The sequence below is a fragment of the Hyphomicrobium sp. DY-1 genome (assembly GCF_047497105.1).
Taxonomy (GTDB): Bacteria; Pseudomonadota; Alphaproteobacteria; order Rhizobiales; family Hyphomicrobiaceae; genus Hyphomicrobium_B.
Map to the genome: position 1 here is coordinate 1,501,265 of NZ_CP134870.1, position 21,241 is coordinate 1,522,505.

Genomic DNA, 21,241 nt, shown 5'->3' on the forward strand with positions numbered 1-21,241 from the left:
ACGATAAGGACTGGCTACTTCCGGCCCGGATCGTAGCTGTGGGTCTGGCGCCATTCGGAGAAGAAGTATGAGAGGCTGTCGTCGATCTCGGATGGCATGACAATCTTGACGGTGACGAGCTGATCGCCGACGTGGCCGTTCTTGCCGCGCGCCCCCTTGCCCTTCAGGCGAAACGTCTTACCGGAACTCGTGCCCTTGGGAAGCGTCAACTGCACGCGGCCCGTGGCCGTCGGAACTTCGACACGGCCGCCGAGAACCGCTTCGTCGATCGTGATCGGCAGCTCAAGCAGCAGATCATCACCCTCGCGGCGGAAATCGGGATGCGGGCGAACCTTGATTTCGACCAGAGCGTCGCCAGCCTCGCCACCGATGGCACCGGGCGCACCCTTACCTTTGAGCCGCAGAACCTGGCCGTCGACCACGCCTTCGGGAACGTTGAGATCCAGCGTGCCGCCGTCAGGCAGCGTGACGCGCTTCTTGGTGCCTTGAACTGCGTCGAGAAAATCGACCTCTAGCGAATAGCGGACATCGTTGCCGCGGGGAGCCGCTCCCTGCGCATCGCGGCGGGCGCGTGTGCCGGCGGCGCCGAAGACGTCTGAAAAAATGTCGGAGAAGCTGAAGTCATCGAAACCGCCACCCGCCCCTGCCCGGCCCTCGAAACCGCGGGCGCCGAACGGGCTGTGACGCCCGGCACCGGCTCCGGCCCGGCTCCATTGCGGGCGGCGTGGATCGCCTTTGGCGTCGATTTCGCCCGCATCGTACTGGCGGCGCTTTTCCGGATCGCTCAGGATGTCGTTCGCGGCGGTGATTTTCTTGAAGCGCTCGGCCGCGCCAGCATTGCCGGGATTGACGTCAGGATGGCTGGCTTTCGCGAGCTTGCGAAATGCACTGCGTATTTCATCCTCTGACGCCCCGCGCGATACGCCGAGAATATCGTAAAGATCTTCCGCCATGGAGGCTGTCTTCATCCTGCGAACTTTAATCCGAGATTATCAGAAATTGTTGCGACGCAAGCGAGGCGTACTGCCTCTCAACCGCTAAATCGGATTTCCGCCCGCTTGCCGACCAATTCGGCGAGTGCTCCGAATCGCCGCCGCAGCCTTTCCCCGTCCAGGGCCGCATAAACCGGGGGCAGGGTCAGGACAAGCGCGCCGTCTTCAAAGCTGAGGGGCGTCTGGTCGATGACGCCCGCCATGCCGATCGAGAGCATATGGGCAGCCCGGATCGCCGCGCCAAGAATCCGGGCGCGGCGCTGCACGCGTTTACTAACAAGACTGCGCAGCCGGTCGGAAAGCCCAGCGCTGCTATCCTCGGATGTCTCGTGGCGGTGAAAAACCGAGAGGGCCAGAAATATCCGCCCCTGGTGGTCCACGCCGCCCAGACCGGCATGGGCGATGGTGTTGATGCTCTGCTCGCCACGATAGTCGGGATGGGCCCGCCAGCCGGCATCCGACAACAGACAGGCTGCGTGTCTCAGGCGTCGTTCATCAGCCGTTTCTTCGAGGGTTGGATCGGAGAAGAGTTGGTCGGTCCAGGCGCAAAGCTCGTAAGCGTGCTCGACCGAACGGGAGCGGAGCGCGGCGTAATCCTCACAGAAACTGATCAGCGGATCGCGTGCTTTCTCGTAGGGCGGCAGAAGTCCGTAGATCAAGCCCTCACGGATACCGAACACGGAGAATACGACTTGGCGCGGCTCCATCTGCCGCAACAGGCGCTCCAGCACGAGAGCACCGAACGGCAGGACTTCGCGGCGGGCCCGGGCGACGCCGGTGATGCCGGGCAGATCGAGCGGCTTCTTGACCTTGCGGAACTGCTCGCACAGGTCGAGCGCTTCGCGCGTGGTCAACCGATAACCCTGCATGACGCGCAACGGATAATCGACACGGTCCATCTGCATTTTCGCGAGCGCGCGCCACGTGCCGCCGACGGCATAGAACGTGCGCCCCGTGCCGTTTCTGAGCCAGGGCAAACTTGCCAGCGCATTGTCGATGATATCGGTCGCGCGTTCGATCTTGTTGCCGGTGGTGTCGATCAAGCGCAGACCGCCGAGCGGCAAGGTCGCGGCTTCCTTGAGGCGATCCTGCTCCAGATCGATCAATTCGAGGCTGCCGCCGCCCAGATCGCCCGCGACGCCGTCGGCATCGATGAAACCCATCATGATGCCCTGGGCGGCGAGGCGGGCTTCCGTTTCGCCGGAGAGGACTTCGATCTTCGCGCCGATCGCCTTTTCGCCGCGGGTGATGAAGTCATGGCCATTCTGAGCGTCGCGAACGGCCGCGGTGGCGATCACCATGATGTTCTTGACGCTTAGGATATGCGCGATCACGCGGAAGCGCGACAGGGCCGCGATGGCGCGTTCGACGGCATCGGCCGCGAGACTGCCGGTCGTTGCGACCGAGCGCCCGAGACCGCAAAGGATCTTTTCGTTGAAGACCGGCGTCGGTGCTCGCACCGCGCCTTCATAGACGACAAGGCGCACGGAGTTGGAGCCGATGTCGACAACGGCGATAGGCTCCATTTCTGCGGTGCGCTCATTCGCGCCCGAGATTTCTTTCCACCGTGTCATTCAAGCTCCGGGCCTAACCAGGCTGGCGGAAACGTTGCGGGAAGCTCTCTTTCAGAGACTGTCCGCGGCCCGAAAGCGAAGGATTGGTCATGAAGTACTTATGGGCATTGAAGGCTTCCTCCCCCGGACCCGGTTCCATCCGAGTCGCGCTGCCGTCGGAATTGATCCGCCAGCTCTGCTGGTTGTCTTTCAGGTTCGCAACCATGATCTGGTTCAGCACTTGCTCGTGGACTGTCGGATTTTTAATCGGCGCCAAGGCTTCGACGCGCCGGTCAAGATTTCGAGGCATCATATCGGCGGAGCTGATGTAGACGGCGGCCTTGGGGGAAGGCAAGGCCTCTCCATTGGCAAAACAATAAATGCGCGAGTGCTCGAGGAACCGTCCGACGATGCTTTTTACGCGGATGTTGCTCGATAGCCCCGGAATCCCCGGACGCAGGCAGCAAATGCCGCGCACGACGAGATCGATCGGCACACCGGCGTTGCTGGCATCATAAAGGGAAGAAATGATCTGCTGATCGACGAGCGCGTTCATTTTCCACCAGATGCCGGACGGTTTGCCCGCCTTCGCATTCCTGATCTCTTCGGCAATGTGCGTCATGATGCGGTTGCGAATGCCGTGCGGGCTCGCGGCCATGCATTCTAGTTCCACAGGCTCACCGTAGCCCGTGACGAAGTTCAGAATGCGCGTGACATCGCGTGCGACCATCGGGTCGGTCGTGAAGAGGGAAAGATCCGTATACACACGCGCCGTTTGCGGATGGTAGTTGCCGGTGCCGATGTGGCAGTAGGTCGTGAGGTCGGTACCTTCGCGGCGGACAACGAAGCCGAGCTTGGCGTGGGTCTTCAATTCCGTGAAGCCGTAGACGACGTGGACGCCTGCACTTTCGAGATCGCGCGCCCAGCGGATGTTCGCCGCTTCGTCAAAGCGCGCCTTGAGCTCAACAACGGCCGTTACCGACTTACCGGCTTCCACGGCTTCCTTCAGCGCCTGAATGATCGGGCTGTCGCGCGAGGTGCGATAGAGCGTCCATTTGATCGCCATGACGTTCGGATCGGCAACGGCCTGGCGCAGGTACTGCACGACGACGTCGAAGCTTTCGTAGGGATGATGAACGAGGATGTCCTTGTTGCGGATCGCAGCGAAACAGTCGCCGGAAAATTCGCGAATGCGTTCGGGAAAGCGGATCGTGAACGGCTTGAACAGCAATTCCGGTCGGTCGGACACAATGAGCTGGGTGGTATCGGCGAGCGCCAGAATACCTTCCTTCACGAAAACGCTTTCATCGCGCACTTCGAGTTCATCGATGACGAACTTGCGAAGCTTTTCCGGCATGCGTGAATCGATCTCGAGCCGGATGACGTTGCCGCGGCGGCGGCGCTTCAACTGGCTTTCGTAGGATCGGACAAGGTCTTCGGCTTCTTCTTGGAATTCGATATCGCTGTCGCGCAGCACGCGGAACGTGCCCTGGCTCTTGATTTCGAAGCCTGAGAACAGTTCAGACAAATGCATGCCGATGACGTTTTCGAGCTGAATGAAACGCACGTCGTGCGGCTTGTCGGGATGTGTTTCGAGACGAATGAAACGTTCGAGCTGACCGGGAATGGGGATCAGGCCGTTCATGGTCTTGCCGTCGACCGGGCGCACCATTTCCACCGCGATTGTCATGGCCTTGTTGAGGATGAACGGAAACGGATGCGCAGGATCGGCGGCGATGGGCGTCAGGATCGGAAAGATGTGACTCAGAAAGAGCTTTTCCAACCAGGCGCGTTCGCCATCCGTCAAATCTTTCGGCTGAAGAACATGCAGCCCGGCTGCGCTAAGCTCGTCTTTGATGGTTCGCCAATTCAACTGCTCGTCGGCAACGAGGCCTGTTACAAACTTATTGATGGCGGCGAGCTGCTGCATCGGCGTCATACCGTCTTGTGACAGCGTCGTGACACCGGCGCGGATCTGGCCATACACGCCGGCCGCGCGCACCATGTAGAATTCATCGAGGTTGGCAGCGGCGATCGATAGGAAGCGCAACCGTTCGAGAAGCGGGTGCTGCCGATTGCCCGCTTCTTCAAGAACACGGCGATTGAACTGGAGCCACGACAGCTCGCGATTGTAGAAGCGGTCCGGCCCCTCGGGCACGTCTGGAACGTTTGCCTTGCTGCTTCTGCTTTTCACGGTCGCCATGATGGGGAAATGCTCCGAAATCCGGTTCAAGAAATCCATATAGTAGGTTTACACCCAAATGACGAATGGGTGGGTGACAGCCGATTCTTAAGCTGATTCAATAGCCCAGTGCGTCGAGCGTGGCAGCGGCAATCGCGCGCGTCAGCCGCCGCTGCAGGGCGAGCGCCCGGCGGTCAGCCGCCGACACGAACCGTTCTGCCGCCAGCATCGATCGCTCCATGCGAACGAGCACGTAATCGACGAGTTGCGGCTCGACGCTCAACTGCCGGTCGGCGAAGAGCTTGACGAGGACGGCGCGCAACAGCGCATCGTCCGGCGGATCGATGGTCGCGAGCGGCAGAGCTTTCAGACGGGAGCGGAAGTCCGGCAGGGTGATCGAGAGATCGCCCGGCGCAGTATCCGTCGTCAGCAGGATCTGCAGCCGCTGCTCGCGCACAAGGTTCAAGAGGTGAAACAGCGCAGCTTCGTCAGCGGCGTTCTGGATGTCCTCAATCAGAACCGCGCCGGCTGCCGCAACCTTGGGAACGGTTTCGCGCGAGATCTGGGACGCCTCGACCGCCGTCGCGCCGGCGCGCGTCAGCCAGACGTTCGCAAGATGGGTTTTCCCGCTGCCCTTGGCCCCCGCGATGACCGCCGCGCCGATGGGCCAATCGGGCCAACGATCGACAAGGCTCACCGCGGCCGCGTTCGACTCTGAGACGAGAAAATCTTCAAGTCCCATTGCCGCGCGGTGCGGAAGTTCAAAGACAAGCTGCTGTGGCGTCGTGGTCATGGATTAGGGTTGCTGCGGATCCTTTGGCGCCGCTTCGACCTCTCCCTGATAGACAGAGGAGTCGAGATACTTTCGGAGCGCGAAACGTACGAGCACGCCGATTGCGGCGGAAACCGGCACGGCAACGAGAAGACCTAAAAATCCGAACAGATAGCTGAAGGTCAACAGCGCAAAAATTACCCAGACAGGATGAAGCCCGACTTCGGAGCCGATGATGTAGGGACTCAGGATCGCAGACTCGAGCGCCTGTCCGACGAGTAGGATGCCGACGACGACCAGGATGGGCGTGAACTCGGGCCAATACTGAACTATCGCAAGCAGCATGGCCGTTATTGCGCCAATCGACCATCCGAATACAGGAATGAAGGACGCGAGCCCTGTCGCCACGCCGACGAGAAGGCCGTAATTCAGTCCAGCCACGCTGTAGGCGCCCGCGTAGTAGATTGCGAGCAGAATGCAAACGACGCCTTGGCCGCGGATGAAAGCCGAGATGCGTGAATCGATTTCAGTGGCGAGTCCACGAATCTCATCGGCTCCGTCGCGGGGCAGCCAGGAATCGATTTTCGCGACGATGCTGGGCCAGTCGAGCAACACATAGAAGAACACCACCGGCGTGATGAGGACGACCGTAAAAAAGTTGTATGCGGCGGTGCCTTGAGTCCAGATGCTTCCCGCAAAACTTGCGAGCAATGATGGAACGGCCTTGCTGAGGCTGTCCAGAGCGTTGCGAACCGTTGCCTCAGCCTCAGGATAGCGGGGTCCGAGATGGTCGCGCGCAGTGGTCTCAATCAGTGACTTCAGGCGGTCTATTGCTCCTGGCGCAGACTCGATGAAACCCGCTGCCTGCTGAAAGAGAATGGGGACGACGAAGACAAGCGCTAAAATGATCAGCAAAGTCGAAAACGCGAGCAGCAGGATCGTCGCGATCCAGCGCGGAATACCGATGCGGCCCATCGCATCGACGACGGGACTCAGAAAGTAGGCGAGCGTCAGACCGATGGCGAACGGCAGCAATGCCGGAGCGATGAGCTGCACGATATAGGCAAACAGCAACGCCGTCGCCGTCCAGAACAGCGCGTGCCGCTCAAAATGCATAGGTCCCGATCCTCACCCAATTGCCGAAGCACCCCGAAACAGCATGGCCTTAAATGCTCAGCTTTTCGAGCCGGGAGTTTCGTATACCGTCATGTGCCGCAGCCAGACGCGCAAATAAGCAACGAGGGAGGCAACCGTGGTGGCGGCGGCGAGCAGGGTTAGTAGTTGTACCGGCCCTTTCAGCCTCAGACCGAACGCTTCATCGGCAAGCACGGTTCCGGCTAGCACGATTTGAGCAACAGTGTTCATCTTGCTGATGGCGAGTGGCTTCATCGGCGTCGGGTGGTCGAGAAGCCAAGACAGGACGACGGCGATGACGATCAGCACGTCGCGCGATACGACCAGGATCACGAGCCACGATGGCAGGCGGCCCGTCACGCCCAGCGCCACGAAGATGCAGACGATCAGCAATTTATCCGCTAGCGGATCGAGATAAGCGCCAAGCTCGGTTTCCCAATTAAAGCGCTTGGCCAAGAAGCCATCGACCGCATCGGAAATACCGGCGACGACGAATGCCAGAAATGCCGCTTGCAGCTCGCCGGTCAGCAAAAGCCAGAAGACCACAGGTACGAGGATAACCCGACCGAGCGTAATTAAATTTGGAATGCTCACGCCGTTATTGTCCCCGTCTCTCCCTGCAACCCGGCCGTCTCGATATCCGGGCGGCGCGAACCTACCCTCTCGACGTTTGTCTCGTCGAGAACAACCTCCTTTGCAGTGCGGTAAAACAAAAGGGAGGAACACGCATCGTTTGGCGGGTGACGACGCGATCTGCGGCAGGTCAGAGTTTTATATTTTCTATGCTTTTCAATAACTTGGGCGAAGAACCCAACCGGAGGATGTGTTGGCGAGGCTTAACCCACGAGCGCCCAGCGCGTTCGCAAGACTTGCAGCGCCGCCGGGATATTTAAGTGACACGTCGGCGCTTCGGTCCGACACAGACCCGATATTCAGGGCATCGACGCCGGGCGTATCGAGAAGTTGCCCACGCATCTCGTCCCACTGATCGGAATTGCCGAAGACCACGGTCAACCTCACGTCTTCTCCGCTGCCGGTCGTCGAGGCGGCCCAGACAGGCATATTCGAAGGCGGCGCAGCGGCCGTGTCGAGGACGCCGGCTTTGACCGCCTTCCAGCGTCCTTCCAAGATGCCGAGCGAGATGACAGCCGCCAACTGCGAGGCGTAATCGAGATCACCGTCGTTAATGCGATACACCCGCTTCAACAAAAGTCCGCCGACGGCGTCACTGCCCGCGATCGTTACGTTGAGCCGCTTGGCCGCCATGTCCGGCTCGGCAATGGCGAGAACGACTAGGCCCTCACCGTACTCGGCTTTGAGCTTCTGCAGCGCGCTGTCCTGGCCGGACATCAGCGCGGTTATCGTGTCGGTCTGGATCGAGGGCTTTAAATCCTTCATGACGACAGGCGTAATTGTGTGCGTGAGATCGAGGCTCGACCAAGCGCGGTGCCACAGGCCTCTGTCGTTGCTCGCCGTTGGCGGGGTGCCCTGCAAGAGCACCGTTACGACCGTCACCGGCGGGGCCTGCTGATCGACGAAGGGGATACCCTGCTGCGTCAGAAGTGAACGCACGCCGTCCGGCTGAAACGAGAAATCGAGGCCGGCATAGTAGGTCGTCGAGGAATTGCGTTCCGAACGCACCGAAATGCCTGAGATGAGATCGCCTGCCTTCACGTCGCGGAGCCGATCCAACTGCTTATACGCGGTTACAGGAACCAAGCGCTTCAACAGCGAGCGAAACGCGGCCTGCTGGCCCTCGCTCATAGCCTGCTCCTTGGCGGCAACCGCATTGGCGGCCGTCGCCTCGACAGGGTAGTTCCCGACCGTGTACGGCGCGTCGGCATTGGCGCGGGCAGGCGCGACATCAAAGCCTGCCAGAACGGACGAAATCAGAACAGCAATGGCGAGGCAGCGGCTCGCAAGCACCGTTAATCCCCCATATTTGTCGTGTTGCAGGGCCACTCAAGCCGGCAAGACCAGCGCTGCGACATCCCGTGGAACCCAGAGATCAGTGCTTCGTTTGCTCTCAGGTCCAGTCGCTGCTACGACCCCCATGACGGGTTGGCAATGGGGCAAAAGTGAGTTTAACCGAACCTTTCCCCGCTGCGATGCTTGCACGACCGCTCACCCTGTTGCATCCGGCATTCCAAACGACCACGAGGATTGATGTCCGCGGCTGACGAAAATTCGCAAAAACCCATCACCTACGCCGACGCGGGTGTCGATATTGACGCAGGAAATGCGCTTGTCGCAGCTATCAAACCGCTGGCGAAGGCCACAAGCCGTCCGGGCGCCGACGTTGACCTCGGCGGGTTCGGCGGCCTCTTCGATCTGAAGCGCACCGGCTTTCGCGATCCGATCCTGGTCGCTGCAAACGACGGCGTCGGTACGAAGCTCAAGATCGCGATCGACACGGGACGGCACGCGACCATCGGCATCGACCTCGTCGCGATGTGCGTGAACGATCTCGTCGTGCAGGGTGCCGAGCCGCTTTTCTTTCTCGATTATTTCGCGGTCGGGAAGCTCGACGTGAACGTCGCGCGCGATGTCATCGCGGGAATAGCGGAAGGTTGCCGGCTTGCCGGATGCGCGCTGATCGGTGGTGAGACGGCGGAGATGCCCGGCGTCTACAAAGGCGGCGACTATGATCTCGCAGGGTTCTCGGTCGGTGCGGTCGAACGCGACGAAATTCTGCCCCGCGCCGATGTCGGCGTCGGCGATATTCTAATCGGCCTTAAATCGTCGGGCGTGCATTCGAACGGCTACAGCCTCGTGCGCAAGCTCGTCGAACACGCCAAGCTCGACTGGGACGCGCCCGCGCCGTTTGCCCATTCGCAAAACGAGACGTTGTCGGAAGCGCTGCTGACGCCGACGCGGATCTACGTCAAACCGCTCATCAATGCGATCCGGGTGACGGGCGGCTCGGGCTTGAAGGGCGCGATCAAGGCGCTGTCGCACATCACCGGCGGCGGACTTTCGGAGAACGTGCCACGGGTCATGCCGAAGGACGTTGCGGCGCGGATCGACCTGTCGTCATTCACAGCGCCGGCGGTGTTCGAATGGCTGGCGAAGACGGGCAACATTCCGGACGCGGAGCTGCTGCGCACGTTCAACTGCGGCATCGGCATGATCGCAATCGTGTCGAAGGCGCGCGCCGACGATGTGATCGCGGCGCTGACATCGGCGGGTGAAGAGCCTGTCGTCATCGGCGACGTTATTCCGCCGACGGGTGAAAAATCGGAAGCCAAAGGTAAGGGCGAAGCCTGGGCCGTGAAGTACGACGGCAAGCTGCGGTTTTCCTGATCGTGGAGCCGATGGATCGCCGAGGCTTGAGCCGCCTTTCACGGCAGCGCGAACACCGTCAGTGTGCCGCCGAGACCTGTATAGCTCGATAGAGAAGCAAAGCCGCCGACTGCGCCGGAACCGTCTTCCGGATCGGTCAATCCGGCGGCGAGGCCGATGCCCGCCCATCCACCGACGCCTGAGAGGACGGCGACATATTGCTTGCCGTCGTGCATGTAGGTCATCGGATTGCCGACGATGCCGGACGGCGTCTTGAACTTGAAAAGTTCCTTGCCGGTCTTCTGGTCCACCGCTTTCAGATAGCCTTCGAGCGTGCCGTAAAAGACGATGCCGCCGGCAGTTGTCAGAGCGCCCGACCACACGGCGAAGCGTTCCGGCTTCGACCACACGGTTTTGCCTTTGGCGCCGTCCCAGGCGATGAAGGCGCCAGTGTCGCCGTTGGCGCCGGGCGCGGGAAACATCGTCAACGTCGCGCCGACGTACGGTTGGCCGACCTGATACGACACCTTGAAGGCTTCCATATCCATGCAGAGGCGCGTCACCGGAACGTAGAACAGGTTCGTCAGCGGTGAATAGGCGGCGGGCTGCTGGTTCTTCGCGCCCATCGACGACGGGCAAATGCCTTTCGTCACATCGTCCGTTCCCGTCTCGAAGGGCGAGAACTTTTTATTGATGAGCGGGCGTCCGTATTGTGAATCGTTCTTGTCCGTCACGACCTTCGTCGCCCAATTGACGTCCGGCTCGAATTTTTCTGCGACGAGCAGCTCACCGGTGACGCGATCCAACGTGTAGCTGAAGCCGTTACGGTCGAAGTGGGTCAGCGCCTTGCGCTTGACGCCATCAATATCGAGGTCGGTCAAGATAGGTTCATTGACGCCGTCATAGTCCCACTCATCGAACGGGGTCATCTGATAGACCCACTTGGCGATGCCGGTGTCGGCGTCACGGGCGAAAATCGTCTGCGACCATTTCTGGTCGATGCGCTTACCTCCGGGCCCTGCGCGCTGCACTGGGTTCCATGTCGAAGGATTGCCGGAGCCGTAGTAAATCAGATTGAGAGCCGGATCGTAGGCCATGTAGCCCCAGACCGGTCCGCCGCCGATCTTCCACTGGTCGCCGTTCCAAGTCTTGAGCGAGGAATCCTTGCCGACCGGCTTGCCGAGCGATGTCGTTTTGTCGGGGTCGATCAGCATGTCGGCGTCCGGTCCCATCGAATAGGCGCGCCAGACGCGATGGCCGGAATTCAAATCGTAGGCGGTGATGTAGCAGCGGACGCCAAACTCGCCGCCCGAGACACCGACGATCACCTTGTCTTTCACGACGAGCGGCGCACCGGTTCCTGACGCGCCATTCTTCGGATCGTCTTCCTTGACCTTCCAGATTTCCATGCCGGTCTTGGCGTCAAGCGCGATGAGCGAAGTATCGGCCGTATGCACGAGGATTTTGCCCTCGGCATACTGCACGCCGCGGTCGACCGTGTCGCAACACATCACGGCAGCGGCGAACGGGTCCTGCTTGGGCTGGTACTTCCAGAGAATCTTCTGCTCATGCGCGAGGTCGAGCGCCATCACGACGTTCGGAAACGGCGTCACGAGGTACATGACATCGCCGATGACCAACGGGCCGCCTTCGTGGCCGCGCAACACGCCGGTCGAGAACGTCCACGCGACGCGAAGGTCGCCGACGTTCGAGGCGTTGATCTGATCGAGCTTCGAATAGCGGTGGCCGCTGTAGTCTCCCGATTGGATCGCCCAGTTGGCGGGATCGCTGGCGAGCGTTTGGACATCCTGGTTCGCTGACGCCTGGGTCGCGAAGCCCAATGCCGCCAAGACGGCCACGAGGCCCAAACACTTCGTCATTCCAATTCCTCCCGAGATCCGGCTTGGTCTCGGGCCCGGCATATCAGGACCCAAGACCCGGGCGTACCAGACTTTTGTCGGCCAGAGATGAAAACGCGGCAAGCTGAAGCGCCGACGGGGAAAATCCCGGAATTGCGCTGTTACTCGCGTCGCGCATTAACGACTTGCAATCCGGCGGTCAGCGAACTGCCACGGAACTGAAAAATTCCGCGTCTACTCACGCCGCTCCGTAAACTATACAGGAGCACCCACATGGCTGGCCGTACCTCAGACCTCGCTGTGGGCGAAATCATCGAGATCAAATATCGCGTGCCGCGTCCGGCATTCGACGGGCTGGCGGACGAGCAATTTTCCGACCGCTGGATCATGGCCGAGATCATCCATCGGGATGAGGACGCGCCGCCGATCGCCCGTCTCGCCGACGGGCAGTTTACCGATATCCGCGCCTATATGACGTGGCGCCGGATCGCCCAGCTCAGCGCGACTGACGTTGCACGATGCAAGTCTTGAGGCTTCGTAGAGGTTAAATTGCAGATTGTTCGTGCAATTCCCGCCAACTGTCACACAATCGAAAAATGCTGAGGTCAGAAGCGGATTAAAATACGCCGCTAGATAGATTCGGACCTGCTTCTCGTCATGCTCTCTGGCCCGCCCGGCGACCTTGCGGATCGCGCCGCTTCCTGTCTGTCATCGGCGCGGCGCCCCAACATCGAGGTAGCGTGATGCGAATATTCATCGCCACCGACGCCTGGAAGCCGCAGGTCAACGGTGTGGTGCGTACCTACGAGAACCTGAAGCGCGAGCTTGAAGCCGCGGGCCACATGGTCACGATCCTATCGCCGTTGGATTTCGCGACGCTGCCGTGTCCCGGCTATCGCGAGATCCGGTTGGCGCTGGCGCGGCGGTCTCAGGTTGCCGCGCTGCTGAAAGAGGGCAATTACGATCACGTGCATATCGCGACGGAAGGGCCGATCGGGCTTGCTACGCGCGGCGTCTGCCTGCGCAAGGGCATTCGCTTCACGACGTCGTTCCATACGCGGTTTCCGGAATACATCGAGGCCTACACCGGCCTGCCGGCGTGGATCAGCTACGCGTTTCAGCGTTGGTTTCACCGGCCCGGCATCGGCATGTTCGTCGCAACGCGATCGCTGAAGACGGAATTGTCGGGACGCGGGTTCCGGCGGCTGATGCTGTGGTCGCGCGGCGTCGATACTGCGCAATTCAAGCCGCGCGCGAAAATGGGCGACGCTGATGACGCCGCCGCCGAAGCCGGACCGACGTTTCTCTACGTCGGCCGCGTCTCGCGCGAAAAGAATGTCGAGGCGTTCCTCAATCTCGATCTGCCGGGCCGAAAGGTCGTTGTCGGTGACGGGCCGATCCTCGGACTTCTGCGGAGCCGGTATCCCGATGTCGTCTTCAAGGGCGCTAAGACGGGCGAAGACCTGGCGCAGGAATATTCAAACGCCGACGTGTTCGTGTTTCCGAGCCGCACCGACACGTTCGGCCTGGTGCTGCTCGAAGCCATGGCTTCAGGCCTCGGCGTTGCGGCCTATCCGGTGACCGGGCCGATCGACGTCGTGACGCCCGGCGTGACCGGCTGCCTCGATGAAGACCTGCGGGCGGCGGCACTTGCGGCGTTGAAGCTCGAACGCGATCAGGTACGCGTGCAGGCCATGCAGCACGACTGGTCGCGCGTCGCCAATCTTTTCCTCGCCAACATCTATCAGGCGCGACGGGCAGCAGGGCTTGGCAAGCGTCTTGTCAAAGCACACGCGGCGAAACACCTACATATCAAGCCGCGGGCGACGGCGCGCCCGATCAGCTGATCGTTTCTCGCGCGGTGCAAACAAAAAAGCCGGAGCAATGCTCCGGCCTTCCGTTATCCTGATGTGCCGTGCGATCAGCGACGGTCGTCAAAGTCGCCCAGACGATTGAAGCAATCCTGAAGTCCCTGAGACCGGAAGAGCTGATCGCGTGCCAAGTCGGCGCGCCGAGCCCATCTGCACCAGCGAAAATGGTTGCGGGTATCAGTATCCCATTGCGGACCGCGGAAACCACAACGATAGCGGATATTGGCATCAGCCTGAACCTGCGCGATGCGGGCATAGACTTCGCAACTCGCCCGTTTGCCTTCGACATCGCCGCGGCGATCGTCCTTGCCGAAGCGGAAGCTGAAGCCGCGATCATCCAGCCGAATGGTCTGAGATGTGGCGGTCCCGGCAGTTCCTGCGATGATGATAGCAGCCAGGATGATCCTTGAGCTGAGCATGTTTTCTCCTCGTTCTTTGACGCTCGCGCCTATACGAGGAGAATTTGGCCTGACTGTTGCGCTAACATGGCGTCATCGCGGTGCGCATCGAAAACGAAGTTCACTGCCGATTGCGGGCGATCTCGCATTTATCCGTTGACGTCTTCGTTGCGCACTTTAAGCGGCGACGACCTGCGAAGCGCCGGTGTGCGCGGCGTCGCCTGCCGGCCCGCCGAGGAGCTTCTTGATAATCTCGACGGCGTTGGCGGCGCCGTCTTCCTGCTCCATGGCTCGGCCGATCTCGGCGGCCCTCAGCGCATATGATGGATTGGTCGCCACGTCGCGGATGCGGGCTGTCAGCGCCTCAAGCGTCCAGTCCTGGATCGGGAGCTGGTCCGGCCCGGCGCCGAGCTGGAAGATCCGATGGCCCCAGTATTTTTGATCCATCATGAAGGGACCGACGAAGCTTGGACGTCCGGCACGCAAGGCCGACGTCGTCGTGCCGAGGCCGCCATGATGGATGACGGCGCCGACTTCGCGGAACAGTTTATCGTGCGGCACGAACTGGTCGATCAGATGGAAGTTGGCGGACAATGGCACGCGATCGAACTCGCCGCGCCCCTTGCCGAGGATCACACGCTGTCCGGCCGCCTCGCAGGCGCGCAAGATCATCTCGGTGCGTTCAAGGCCAAGCGCGGGCATGCTGCCGAAGCCGACGTAGATCGGACGCGGTCCGGCGGCCAGAAACTCCGCGAGCTTGCCGGATGGACGCCAATTCGCCGCCTCATCGCGGAACCAGTAACCTGTGAAGTAGATCTCGTCGCCTTCCGTGCTCGCGCGCGGCTGCAGAACGGGGCTGACGGGGTAGAGGACGGATGCACGCTTGCCGTGGACGCGATGGGGATGCTTCATCCAGAACGACCGGCCAAGGCCCAGCGACTTGCGGATCTCGCCGATGACACGCCGATAGGCCAGCCGCTGCAGTCCGAGCGTCTTGTAGCCGTACCGGTTCCAGGCTGGGATGCCGGTTCCGGGAATGACCGACAACAGGTTTTCGGCCGACGGCGAAACGGAGCCGAGACCGGCCATGACGGCGGGGATGTTTCGTGCTTCGGCGATTTCACCGGCGACCGAGATGACGGGATGGAAGATCATGGCATCGGCATCCGCCGTGGCCGCGACGGAATCGAGAAGGATGCTCTCGAACAGCGATCGCATGTCGGGGCCGGGGCTCAGCCATTTCTTGACCGTGACGAGCGTATGGGCGCCGGCGATCTCCGCCATCTCGCCCTCTTTCATGAACTTCGAAAAATCCGTGCCGCAGCGGCGCGCTTCGAGCCCCTTGCTGCGGACGTAGTCCATGAAGTCTTCGGGAGCTGCGACGCTGACTTCGTAGCCAGCCTCTTTGAGCGCCAAGCCGAGGGCAACCATCGGCCCGACGTCGCCCAGCGTTCCAACGGTAAGCAATGAAATCCGGCGTGCCATTTCGACCCGATTTTGCAGATAACTGACCGCCGCGCGGCAGAAGCGCCGCTGACGTATCAGTCGCCCATTTCTGCGATCGTGGCCCCCGATCCCTTTCAGAATGCGTAAGGTGACACCCTGCTGCAACAACGGTCGTCAACCATGGCTAACAAACCCTGCGGCTCGTGGCGTTCATGTCTCACCTCAGATGCACTCGCGCACCGAAGCCTGCTCTGCTATTCCGGGCGGCCATGAGCACCAAGAAACGCACCGCCATTTTGATCTCCGGCCGCGGCTCGAACATGCAGTCGCTGGTGGCCGCTGCACGCGCCCCCGACTATCCGGCCGAGATCGTGCTTGTCGCTTCGAACCGGCCTGATGCCGCGGGTGTCGCGTGGGCAGTGGAGCAGGGGCTGCCGACGGTCATCATCGACCACAAGGGCTACGGGTCGCGCGCGGCGTTCGAGCGGGCGCTCCAGTCGGCGCTTGATACGCACCATGTCGAGCTTGTCGCGCTTGCGGGCTTCATGCGGCTGATGACGCCCGAATTCGTCGCGCATTGGCAGAATCGGATGATCAACATCCATCCGTCGCTGCTGCCGAGCTTCAAGGGCCTGCACACGCACGAGCAGGCGATTGCGGCTGGCGTGAAGATCGCGGGCTGCACGGTTCATTATGTCCGGCCGGAGATGGATGCCGGTCCAATCATCGCGCAGGCGGCAGTTCCAGTCCTATCGAGTGATACCGCGGAGACACTCGCGGCCAAGATCCTCAAAGTGGAACACCGAGTTTACCCGGCAGCGTTAAGACTTGTCGCCGCAGGGCAGGTATGCTGCGAAGGGGAGAAAATTGTTATATCTTCGGAAGTTAGCCAAACAAACCCTCTGTACTCTCCAGTGATCTGATCCACAGCGTCATTTGCTGGTTACCTTGCACTGGCCGTCGCATGGACAGGCACCCCCCAAACCGTGGTATTTCTATGGCTTCCGGAGAGGGAGATCCGGCGACCGAAGTGCAGCGCGAGCCCTATGGGCGCACGAAGCGCCCGCAAGGCTGATACGCGCACCGCTCCTCCGGTCCCGAATGGAGAATGCCTATGGAAACGACCCCCAGCCACACCCTGGGTCTCGGCGACGAATCTAGCATCTGGTTCAACCTGACGCCGCTACTGCGCGGCGATCCGGATAACCCGATGCGCATCCTCATGCAGATGATGGACCGTTACGGTCCTGTCCTGCCGGTCAATATGGCCAATCAACGTGTCGTGCTTATTTCAGAGCCCGAATATTTCAAGCACGTGCTGGTCACTAAAGCCGACAACTACATCAAATACTTCGACGGCCTGAAGCCGATCTTCGGCAAGTCGATGATCACGAACGACGGTGCGCTCTGGCAGAAGATCCGGATGCCGCAGCAGCCCGCGTTCCACCCCGACATGTTCGCCGAGTACATTCCGTACTTCCTGCGCGCGATCGATACGAAGATGGCGCTCTGGGCCGACCTTGCGAAAAGCGGCGAGACGGTCGAGATGGTCGAACAGACGTGGACTCTTGCTGCGGACATGATCTGCAAGGCGCTGTTTGACCGCGATATGCCGTTCAATCCGCACGTCGTGTTCAAGTGCGTGAAGACCTATACCGACGTCATGAACCATCGTGACATTCGTCTGCGCAAACAGGCGGGTGAGGTCTTCGAGTTGACCGACGAAGATCCCGCAAAGGCGATGGAAGTGTGGGCGAGCGTGCCCCCGGCCGTCATGGGCGCCGATCCGCGCGAAATGCGCGAGCGGACGCTGCTGAAGATGATCGAGGAGACGGTTGCCGATCCTTCCGTTCCGGAATTCGACCAGCAGCAGGCCATCGACGAGCTGAAACAGTATCTGTGGGCCGGCACCGAGACGACGGCTTTGACGCTGGCGTGGGCGCTTTACGAGACATCGCGGCGGCCGGAAATGGCCGAACGGATTCGTCGCGAAGGCGAGCAGGTCTACGGCGATCGCGAACCGACGGCGGCGGATTATTCCGGCCTCGCCTATACGCGCGCTGTCATCCAGGAAACGATGCGCATCTATCCGCCGGTCTGGAGCCTCATCCGCATCGCAGCGGCCGAAGACGAAATCGGCGGCGTGAAGATCAACCCAGGTGACCGCGTGTCGATCTTCAGCTACGGCGCGCACCACAATCCGAAATTCTGGCCCGAACCCGAATCCTTCCAGCCTGAGCGCTGGATGGCGGGCAACGCCAAGAAGCAGGTGAAGTACAGCTATCTGCCGTTCGGTGCCGGCAAGCGTTCGTGCATCGGCGGCGCGATGAGCCAAGTCGAGAACACGCTGGCGCTGTCGCGTCTTCTGCGTCGCTTCCGGCCCGAGTATGTCGGCAAGGATCCGGCTGGGCTCAACGCGACGGTGACGCTGACGCCGAAGGGCGGCTTGAAATTCAAAATCCACGAGCTGAGCTGACGCTTGTTGCCAGCGAATTGACGTTGAGATGCAGAATGGCCGGGAAATCGTCCCGGCCATTTCTTTTTCAGAACTTTTCAGCCGGATTTGCACTCAAGTCGTGCGCGTAACATCGCGTTACTCAATTTGATTCCTTGTTCGTGAATACCATTCGCAATGTTTTCCACAGGCAATATCGCGCCGCGATACAGGCTTTTACGCCCGCAAAGTGCTCAGGAAAGTGCAAATTCGAGTTGTAGAGCGGCTCGCATACGCGAGAGTGCCGGGTTTCCTGCACTGGTTAATGCTGTCATAGTCTCTGCACGTTAATGAATTAATAGCACATTCTGGATGTCACTGCCCCCCGTGTCGTCCAGACACAGCCGAAACGCCTACGTTCCAAACTCCAGGAGGCCCTCACCATGGAGTCCGTGAGAACCGTCGTACTTGGCAAGCCCGTCTTCTTGTTGACGGGTGCAAAACCGCGCAGATCGAAAGAAAAGAACGTCGCGGTTGCGCTAGACGTGGAAGCGCCCGAGAAATTGATAGAAACTGCACGCCGCAACCCCGATGCCGTTGCCTTCGGGTTCGTCGCGGGAAGTTGGGTCGCGGCCGCCTGAGCGCCGTCCACCGTCCGGCCTGCGGATGCGTCGGTGTGCATCTTTGGCAACCGGACGAAGCGCCACGAGGGTCAGTTCCGCCGCATTCGGCGCGACCCTCGCGGCGAATTCCACATTTGCCTTTGCCACCGGCTTTCGCATTCAACCATCGAACGAGAAATTCCTGCGGCCGGAAACTATCGCGCCCGGAATGTCATCGTTAGTGTGCCGCCACTCAATCGAACAAGGCGCGCACATCCCTCATGCATCAAGACCACGAAACCATTCTCGCGGAGCCACGAGGGAAGCCGTTCTATACCCATCTCTACTTCCAGGTCCTGACGGCGATCGCTCTGGGCGTTGGTCTTGGGCATCTCTATCCGTCCGCAGGCGAGGCCATGAAGCCGCTGGGCGACGGCTTCGTCAAACTCATCAAGATGCTGATCGGGCCGATCATCTTCGTTACGGTCGTGCACGGCATCGCGTCGATGGGCGACCTGAAAAAGGTCGGACGGGTCGGCATTAAAGCCCTCATCTACTTCGAGGTCCTCACGACGCTGGCGCTCGTCATCGGTCTGGTCGTCGTCAACGTTCTGAAGCCCGGTGCCGGCATGAACGTCGATATCGCGTCGCTCGATGCGAAGGCCGTCGCAAGCTTCGTTGCGAAATCGAAGGAAGAGTCGGCGGTCGGCTTCATTCTCGACATCATTCCGAACACGTTTCTCAGCGGCTTCGTCGACGGCAATATCCTGCAGGTTTTGCTGGTCGCCATGCTCTTTGCGTTCGGGCTGCAATCGCTTGGGCCGCGCGGCAAACCCATGCTTGATCTGGTCGCACAGATCGGCGACGTGCTGTTCAAGATGGTCGGCTTCATCATGAAGCTGGCACCCATTGGTGCGTTCGGAGCGATGGCCTTCACGGTCGGGCGATACGGCATCGACAAGCTGTCGAGCCTCGCCTTTCTGATGTTCGCCTTCTATCTAACGTGTCTGATTTTTCTCTTTGGCGTGCTGGGCGTAATCGCGCGGCTGTCAGGCTTTTCGATCCTGCGCTATCTCGCCTACATCAAGGACGAGTTGCTGATCGTTCTGGGAACGTCATCGTCGGAGAGCGTCCTGCCGCGCCTCATTGCCAAGATGCGCAAGGCCGGCTGCGAGGAAAGCGTGGTCGGGCTTGTCGTACCGACCGGGTATTCGTTCAATCTCGACGGCACCTGCATTTACCTGACGATGGCCGCGATTTTCCTGGCACAGGCGACGAACACCGAGCTCACGATCTGGCATGAGGTGTCGATCCTCGGCGTATTGCTTCTCACGTCGAAAGGCGCTGCAGGCGTTACGGGATCGGGCTTCATCACATTGGCCGCGACGCTCAGCACGACATCGCATATTCCGGTTGCGTCACTGGCGCTGATCCTCGGGATCGACCGCTTCATGTCGGAAGGCCGGGCGCTCATGAACCTGATCGGCAATGGCATCGCGACCATCGTGATCGCCAAGTCCGAAGGCGCGATCGATGAGGAGACGTTCGAGCGGGAACTGGGCGGAAACGGCGGCGTTATCGCCGACGCCGTCTAGGTGGAATCGGGCGAAAACGGCAGATCCGTCACGCCGGGATTGATGCCGAAGCCTGTCAGCACCGCATTCACCTGACCGCGATGATGGGTCTGGTGATTGAAGATGTGCATGAGGATCAGGGCTTTCGGACGGGTCATCTCGCGCCCGGCCGAACCTGAATACCAGGTCAAATCGCCTTCACAGCCGGATGCTTCGAAGCGATCGGTCCAATCTTCAATGACGCGGTCGAAGCGCTGGCGCTCGGCTTTCAGAGCGTCCCAGTCCTCGAATAATGTTGTGCTATCGGAAAGAGCGGGCTTGGCTGGCGGCGAAGCTGCATCGAACCGCGACAGCCACATCTGATCAGCCCAGAGAATATGGTTCAGCGTGGCGTGGATCGAGCTGAAGAACGCACCGCGATTATCTTTCCGCTGGGCGTCCGTCAGTTGTTCGCAGGCCCGGTAGACGCTGGCGTTCTGCCAACTGTTGTAGCGGGCCATTGTGCGGAGGTAGGACGGCGAAATCATCGCCATTTTCCTTGGCATTGCAGAGGCCGGAGCGCACGCGGCGCTCCGGCCAAGATTTTTAACCAACGATCTCGTCGAGGCGGAAATTCAAGGCAATTTCGCGCTCGGCGGCTGCCGGGCTGTCAGATCCGTGCGTCGAATTGGAGCCCTTCGACTCTGCGAAAAGCTTCCGAATGGTGCCCTCGGCGGCTTCCTTCGGGTCGGTCGCGCCCATCACTTCACGATACTTTGCGATGGCGTTTTCGCCTTCCAGCGCCTGCAGAACGATCGGGCCGGAGGTCATGAAATCCACGAGTTCGCCGTAAAAAGGCCGTGCCTTGTGTTCTTCATAGAACTTCTCGGCCTGGGCGCGGGTCCAGCGGACGCGCTTCTGAGCCACGATGCGCAGACCCGCATCTTCGATCACGGCGTTGATCTTACCGGTAAGATTGCGGCGCGTGGCGTCGGGTTTGATGATGGAAAACGTGCGTTCGATGGCCATAAGTCTGTCTCGCTTTACGGATTTTATGTGGGTTCCGCGGGCTTATAGCGACGCGCACCGCCGCCAGCAAGCGCTGGACCGTCGCCCCGCAGAGCATTCGGTTGCACGTCACACGCGAAAGTGGAGTTTTACCG

General features: G+C 60.6%; 19 protein-coding genes. 8 read left to right on the forward strand and 11 right to left on the reverse strand.

Annotated elements, in window-relative coordinates; genetic code table 11:
• Positions 1-14: 14 nt before the first annotated feature.
• The 7 genes from RLW41_RS07050 to RLW41_RS07080 form a co-directional block, all read right to left on the reverse strand.
• Complete coding sequence (locus RLW41_RS07050; protein WP_414464044.1) at positions 15-953, reverse strand: DnaJ C-terminal domain-containing protein; 939 nt, start codon at positions 951-953, stop codon at positions 15-17.
• 77 nt (positions 954-1,030) lie between these two features.
• Complete coding sequence (locus RLW41_RS07055) at positions 1,031-2,566, reverse strand: exopolyphosphatase (protein WP_414464045.1); 1,536 nt, start codon at positions 2,564-2,566, stop codon at positions 1,031-1,033.
• 13 nt (positions 2,567-2,579) lie between these two features.
• A complete protein-coding gene (locus RLW41_RS07060) occupies positions 2,580-4,748 on the reverse strand; it encodes an RNA degradosome polyphosphate kinase (protein WP_414464046.1) in 2,169 nt (722 codons plus the stop codon).
• 97 nt (positions 4,749-4,845) lie between these two features.
• The gene (locus tag RLW41_RS07065; protein ID WP_409561187.1) at positions 4,846-5,520 is read right to left on the reverse strand and encodes a DnaA ATPase domain-containing protein; all 675 of its coding nucleotides are present in this window, start codon (positions 5,518-5,520) and stop codon (positions 4,846-4,848) included.
• Between the two features lie 3 nt (positions 5,521-5,523).
• The gene (locus RLW41_RS07070; protein WP_414464047.1) at positions 5,524-6,615 is read right to left on the reverse strand and encodes an AI-2E family transporter; all 1,092 of its coding nucleotides are present in this window, start codon (positions 6,613-6,615) and stop codon (positions 5,524-5,526) included.
• A 57-nt stretch (positions 6,616-6,672) separates the two neighbouring features.
• Complete coding sequence (locus RLW41_RS07075; protein ID WP_013949717.1) at positions 6,673-7,227, reverse strand: CDP-alcohol phosphatidyltransferase family protein; 555 nt, start codon at positions 7,225-7,227, stop codon at positions 6,673-6,675.
• A gap of 195 nt (positions 7,228-7,422) precedes the next feature.
• The gene (locus RLW41_RS07080) at positions 7,423-8,559 is read right to left on the reverse strand and encodes a DUF2066 domain-containing protein (protein ID WP_414464048.1); all 1,137 of its coding nucleotides are present in this window, start codon (positions 8,557-8,559) and stop codon (positions 7,423-7,425) included.
• Positions 8,560-8,799: 240 nt separating this feature from the next.
• Between RLW41_RS07080 and purM the strand changes: the two genes are divergently transcribed.
• A complete protein-coding gene (gene purM, locus RLW41_RS07085; RefSeq protein ID WP_414464049.1) occupies positions 8,800-9,936 on the forward strand; it encodes a phosphoribosylformylglycinamidine cyclo-ligase in 1,137 nt (378 codons plus the stop codon).
• Between the two features lie 38 nt (positions 9,937-9,974).
• Here the strand turns inward: purM and RLW41_RS07090 are convergent, their stop codons facing one another.
• Positions 9,975-11,795 carry a methanol/ethanol family PQQ-dependent dehydrogenase gene (locus tag RLW41_RS07090; protein WP_414464050.1) on the reverse strand — a complete coding sequence of 607 codons (1,821 nt, stop codon included), beginning with the start codon at positions 11,793-11,795 and terminating at the stop codon, positions 9,975-9,977.
• Positions 11,796-12,047: 252 nt separating this feature from the next.
• On the opposite strand from RLW41_RS07090, the gene RLW41_RS07095 reads away from it, so the two are divergent.
• The 3 genes from RLW41_RS07095 to RLW41_RS07105 all read left to right on the forward strand — a co-directional run bounded on the left by RLW41_RS07095 (position 12,048) and on the right by RLW41_RS07105 (position 14,055).
• Positions 12,048-12,305, forward strand: coding sequence for a hypothetical protein (locus RLW41_RS07095; RefSeq protein WP_414464051.1), 258 nt, complete (start codon positions 12,048-12,050; stop codon positions 12,303-12,305).
• Positions 12,306-12,517: 212 nt separating this feature from the next.
• Positions 12,518-13,621 carry a glycosyltransferase family 4 protein gene (locus tag RLW41_RS07100; protein ID WP_414464052.1) on the forward strand — a complete coding sequence of 368 codons (1,104 nt, stop codon included), beginning with the start codon at positions 12,518-12,520 and terminating at the stop codon, positions 13,619-13,621.
• Positions 13,622-13,689: 68 nt separating this feature from the next.
• Positions 13,690-14,055 carry a hypothetical protein gene (locus tag RLW41_RS07105; RefSeq protein WP_414464053.1) on the forward strand — a complete coding sequence of 122 codons (366 nt, stop codon included), beginning with the start codon at positions 13,690-13,692 and terminating at the stop codon, positions 14,053-14,055.
• A 165-nt stretch (positions 14,056-14,220) separates the two neighbouring features.
• Here the strand turns inward: RLW41_RS07105 and RLW41_RS07110 are convergent, their stop codons facing one another.
• Entirely contained in the window at positions 14,221-15,528 is a 1,308-nt protein-coding gene (locus tag RLW41_RS07110; RefSeq protein WP_414464054.1) for a glycosyltransferase, read from the reverse strand.
• 230 nt (positions 15,529-15,758) lie between these two features.
• Here RLW41_RS07110 and purN point away from each other — a divergent pair, with 230 nt between their 5' ends.
• The 4 genes from purN to RLW41_RS07130 all read left to right on the forward strand — a co-directional run bounded on the left by purN (position 15,759) and on the right by RLW41_RS07130 (position 20,120).
• Positions 15,759-16,412, forward strand: coding sequence for a phosphoribosylglycinamide formyltransferase (gene purN / locus RLW41_RS07115; protein WP_414464055.1), 654 nt, complete (start codon positions 15,759-15,761; stop codon positions 16,410-16,412).
• Between the two features lie 191 nt (positions 16,413-16,603).
• Complete coding sequence (locus RLW41_RS07120; protein WP_409561197.1) at positions 16,604-17,965, forward strand: cytochrome P450; 1,362 nt, start codon at positions 16,604-16,606, stop codon at positions 17,963-17,965.
• A 401-nt stretch (positions 17,966-18,366) separates the two neighbouring features.
• The gene (locus tag RLW41_RS07125; protein ID WP_013949728.1) at positions 18,367-18,564 is read left to right on the forward strand and encodes a hypothetical protein; all 198 of its coding nucleotides are present in this window, start codon (positions 18,367-18,369) and stop codon (positions 18,562-18,564) included.
• Positions 18,565-18,806: 242 nt separating this feature from the next.
• The gene (locus tag RLW41_RS07130) at positions 18,807-20,120 is read left to right on the forward strand and encodes a dicarboxylate/amino acid:cation symporter (RefSeq protein WP_414464056.1); all 1,314 of its coding nucleotides are present in this window, start codon (positions 18,807-18,809) and stop codon (positions 20,118-20,120) included.
• Here the strand turns inward: RLW41_RS07130 and RLW41_RS07135 are convergent.
• Together RLW41_RS07135 and ndk are read right to left on the reverse strand one after the other, a co-directional pair.
• Positions 20,117-20,626: a DinB family protein gene (locus RLW41_RS07135; protein WP_414464057.1), complete on the reverse strand. Its 510-nt coding sequence runs from the start codon at positions 20,624-20,626 to the stop codon at positions 20,117-20,119. The two genes, RLW41_RS07130 and RLW41_RS07135, sit on opposite strands and share 4 nt — an antisense overlap.
• Positions 20,627-20,684: 58 nt before the next feature.
• Positions 20,685-21,107 carry a nucleoside-diphosphate kinase gene (gene ndk / locus RLW41_RS07140; protein ID WP_409561201.1) on the reverse strand — a complete coding sequence of 141 codons (423 nt, stop codon included), beginning with the start codon at positions 21,105-21,107 and terminating at the stop codon, positions 20,685-20,687.
• Positions 21,108-21,241: the final 134 nt, after the last annotated feature.